Genomic DNA, 3828 nt, shown 5'->3' on the forward strand with positions numbered 1-3828 from the left:
GCGTCGGCCGGGATGCGGGCCAGCTCCTCGATGAGCTGCGCGCCGATCTGGCCGGAATAGTACGCCGACCCGCAGCCGATGATCTTCACCCGGCGGAAGGAGCGGGCCTCGCGGGCGTCCATGTTCAGCCCGCCGAGGTGCGCGATGTGGAAGCGGTCGTCCAGGCGGCCGCGCATGGTGCGCGAGACCGTCTCGGGCTGCTCGGAGATCTCCTTGAGCAGGTAGTGCTCGTAGCCGCCGGTGTCGTAGTGGCCGGCGTCCCAGTCGACGGTCAGCGGCTCCTTGGCGGTCTCGCGGGCGTCGCTGGCGAAGGTGTGGAAGCCGTCGGCCTTGAGCACCGCCAGCTCGCCGTCCTCCAGGTGCACGACCTGGCGGGTGTAGCGGACCAGCGCCGCCACGTCGGAGGCGGCGAACATCTCCTTCTCGCCGATGCCCAGCACGATCGGGCTGCCGTTGCGCGCCACCACGACCTCGCCGACCCGCTCGGCGTCTATGACCGCGATGCCGTACGTGCCGACGACGCTCTTCAGCGCCTTCCTGACGGCCTCCTCCAGGGAGGCGGTCTCCTGGACGGTGCGGGCGATCAGGTGGGCGAGCACCTCGGTGTCGGTCTCGGAGGAGAACACGACGCCGTCGGCGATCAGCTTGGCGCGCAGCTCGTCGGCGTTCTCGATGATGCCGTTGTGCACGACCGCCACGCGCTCGTCCGTGGACAGGTGCGGGTGCGCGTTGACGTCGCTGGGCACGCCGTGGGTGGCCCATCGGGTGTGGCCGATGCCGAGGGCGCCCTTGAACCTGGCCGGCACGGCCTTGGCCAGGTCGGCGACCCTGCCCTTGACCTTGCGCACCTTCAGGCCCTTGTTGGACACCACGACGCCGGCCGAGTCGTAACCGCGGTATTCGAGCCGTTGCAGGCCCTCCAGCAGGATGGGAGCCGCGTCCTTCGGTCCGACATAAGCGACGATTCCGCACATCCGTGGTCTCTCCTCTTTACGTGTGATCGTGTGCCCGCGAAAGACGCGGCTATCCGTAGACGATGCGGCGCAGCTGCCGCGCGGACAGGTCGGGCGCCGCCACCCGGCGGAGCCGGAGCTCGGCGGCGATCCTGGGGAAGATGTCGTCGTTCGTGAGGCCGCGAGCCTTCAGCTCGCCGTGACGCCGCCGCACGAACTCCTCGACCGGCTCGGAGAAGTACGACAGCACGTCGGCCACCACGCGGGCCGCCTCACCCGGACCTAACCCGCTGGTCCTGGTGAGGTGCGTGATGAGCTCCTCATGGAGATGCCGTGCCGTGGACACAGACGAGGACACTACGCATTCGTGGCGAGACACGCCAACATCCTGCCCGGAATCGGGCAGGAATAGCGTCGAGACCGGGAATCCGCGTGTCGCGCGGCGTCGCACGCGCGGCACGCGCGAGAGATCCTTTCTGATGGCGGTCACGGACAGTAGTCTTCTCGTACCGTTCCGTGGAGGGTTGCCATGCTGCCGTGGGTCGCCGCCGGTCTCGCCGCCAGCACTCTGCTGGGGCCCGTTCAGGAGTCCGGACGGCAGGGCGAGTTCGCGGCGGCGGCCCGGGAGCACGGCGTGCCGGTGAGCGTGCTGCTGGGCGTGGCCTACCTGCAGTCGCGGTGGGACTCCCACGGCGGCAGGCCCAGCACGGACGGCGGCTACGGACCGATGCACCTCGTGGACCTCGGGCCGGCCCGGCAGGCACGCGAGCCGAGCGACCGCCACGCCTCCGGTGACGCCCGGGGCGACGACGCCAGGCCCGCACCCGGGCGCGACCCGGTCTCCTCCCATGACTTCCGGGTCGGGGCGTCCCCGCCCGGCGGGGCGACGCTGCGGCGGGCGGCGCGGCTGACCGGCCTCCCGGCCGGGCGGCTGCGCGCCGATCCGGCCGCGAACCTCCGGGGCGGGGCCGCCATCCTCGCCTCCTACCAGCGCCGCCCCAGTGCCGACCCGGCCGACTGGTACGACGCCGTGGCCCGCTACTCCGGCTCGCGCGACCCGTTCACCGCCAGGCAGTTCGCCGACGAGGTGTTCGCGGTGATCCGCGAGGGCGCCGCCCGGCGCACCGACGACGGCTTCACGGTACGGCTGGCCGCGCTGCCCCACCTGCCCGCGCCGGCCGGCCCGCCCCTTCGCAGGGCGCAGGACGCCGAATGCCCCGAAACGCTGCCGTGCGAATGGCTGCCCGCGGCCTACGAGCGGACCGGCTCGGACGACTACGGCAACCACGACAGGCTCGACGGGGAGCGGCGCGTCGACTACATCGTGATCCACGACACCGAGGGCGCCTACGGCGGCATCAAGTCGATGGTGACCGACCCCGACTACGTGAGCTGGCACTACACGGTCCGCTCCCGCGACGGCCACGTGGCCCAGCACGTGCGCACCAAGGACGTCGCCTGGCACGCGGGCAACTGGGACGTCAACACCCGCTCGATCGGCATCGAGCACGAGGGCTACCTCGCCAAGGGCGGCACCTGGTACACCGAGGCGATGTACCGGGCCTCGGCCGAGCTGGTGAAGCACCTGGCCGGCGTGTACGACATCCCGATCGACCGCGGCCACGTCCTCGGCCACGACAACGTGCCCGGCACCTCGCCCCAGACGCTGCCGTCCATGCACGACGACCCGGGCCCCTACTGGGACTGGGCCCACTACTTCGAGCTGCTGGGCCACCCCATTCCGGGCGCTCTCGACGGCGAGCACGAGGACGGGAAGGACCAGGACGGGGAGGACCAGGACGGGACGGACGGAGAAGAGGGGGAGGACGGCTCGGCCAGGCGCGCCCCGGTGAGAGGCCACCGGAAGGAGCCGGCCTCGGTCGTCATCCACCCCGACTACGGGACCAACCTCCCGCGGTTCACCGGCTGCCTGGAGGAGCGCCCGGCCAGGGCGTGCGACCCGCACGGCGCCTCCACGGTCTGGCTGCGCACCGAGCCGCGCGACGACGCGCCCCTGATCGACGACATCGGCAAGCGCGTGGGCAAGTCGAGCACCTACAGCGTGTACGACCACAGCGCGCGGGCCTCGACGGGGCAGCGCTTCGCCGTCGCCGGCACCCGGGGCGACTGGACGGCCATCTGGTACCTCGGCCGCAAGGCGTGGTTCCACAACCCGCCGGAGCGGCCCACCGCCGTGCCCGCCGGGGGCCCGCTGGTCACGCCGGTCAGGGACCAGGTCAGGGTGTACGGCCGGGCCTTCCCCGGCCATCCCGCCTACCGCGGCACGGGCGTCCCCTACCAGGATCGGGTCCCCCTCCCGTACGTCCTGCGCCCCGGCCAGTCGTACGCGCTCGGCCACACGCTGTCGAGCTCCTACCTCTCGGCCGGCTCGTACCGGCCGGCCAGGCACGTCACCGTCAAGGGCGAGCAGCGCTACCACCAGATCCAGCTCGGCCACCGCGTGATGTTCGTCAAGGCGAAGGACGTGCGCGTGATCCGCTGAATCCCCCGGATTCCGCCCCTGGATTCCGTGCCGAATCGCGCCCGCCCGCCATTCGCGGCGCACGGGCACTCCGCGGAGGCGATATGGTTTTCTCGTGGCCGGCGCTCCGCCGGAAACACGCGGAAGTGGCTCAGTGGTAGAGCATCACCTTGCCAAGGTGAGGGTCGCGGGTTCGAATCCCGTCTTCCGCTCGGAGTTCAGACTCCTGGTGGAGTGGCCGAGAGGCGAGGCAGCGGCCTGCAAAGCCGTCTACACGGGTTCAAATCCCGTCTCCACCTCGGCCGGCGGCGAGCCCCTCGGGGATCGGCTAAAGTAAAGTGCGGCGCCATGCGGAAGTGGCTCAGTGGTAGAGCATCACCTTGCCAAGGTGAG

The 3828-nt window shown here is 71.4% G+C and carries 3 protein-coding genes and 2 tRNA genes; 3 read left to right on the plus strand and 2 right to left on the minus strand.

The features are described 5' to 3' along the window. Both DAT37_RS03845 and DAT37_RS03850 read right to left on the minus strand, forming a co-directional pair. Window positions 1-974, minus strand: a 974-nt coding sequence (locus DAT37_RS03845) for an isomerizing glutamine--fructose-6-phosphate transaminase (RefSeq protein ID WP_157978259.1), incomplete at its 3' end; no start/stop codon positions are given. 49 nt (window positions 975-1023) lie between these two features. Continuing rightward, window positions 1024-1443: a hypothetical protein gene (locus tag DAT37_RS03850; RefSeq protein WP_232839503.1), complete on the minus strand. Its 420-nt coding sequence runs from the start codon at window positions 1441-1443 to the stop codon at window positions 1024-1026. 168 nt (window positions 1444-1611) lie between these two features. Here DAT37_RS03850 and DAT37_RS03855 point away from each other — a divergent pair, with 168 nt between their 5' ends. The 3 genes from DAT37_RS03855 (at window position 1612) to DAT37_RS03865 (ending at window position 3734) form a co-directional block, all read left to right on the plus strand. Next, window positions 1612-3456, plus strand: coding sequence for an N-acetylmuramoyl-L-alanine amidase (locus DAT37_RS03855; RefSeq protein WP_232839504.1), 1845 nt, complete (start codon window positions 1612-1614; stop codon window positions 3454-3456). A gap of 119 nt (window positions 3457-3575) precedes the next feature. Continuing rightward, a tRNA-Gly gene (locus tag DAT37_RS03860) sits at window positions 3576-3647 on the plus strand. A 16-nt stretch (window positions 3648-3663) separates the two neighbouring features. Next, window positions 3664-3734, plus strand: a tRNA-Cys gene (locus tag DAT37_RS03865). Window positions 3735-3828 lie beyond the last annotated feature (94 nt).

The organism is Nocardia aurea (assembly GCF_003123685.1).
In the GTDB taxonomy this organism is placed as follows: Bacteria; Actinomycetota; Actinomycetes; order Mycobacteriales; family Mycobacteriaceae; genus Nocardia; species Nocardia aurea.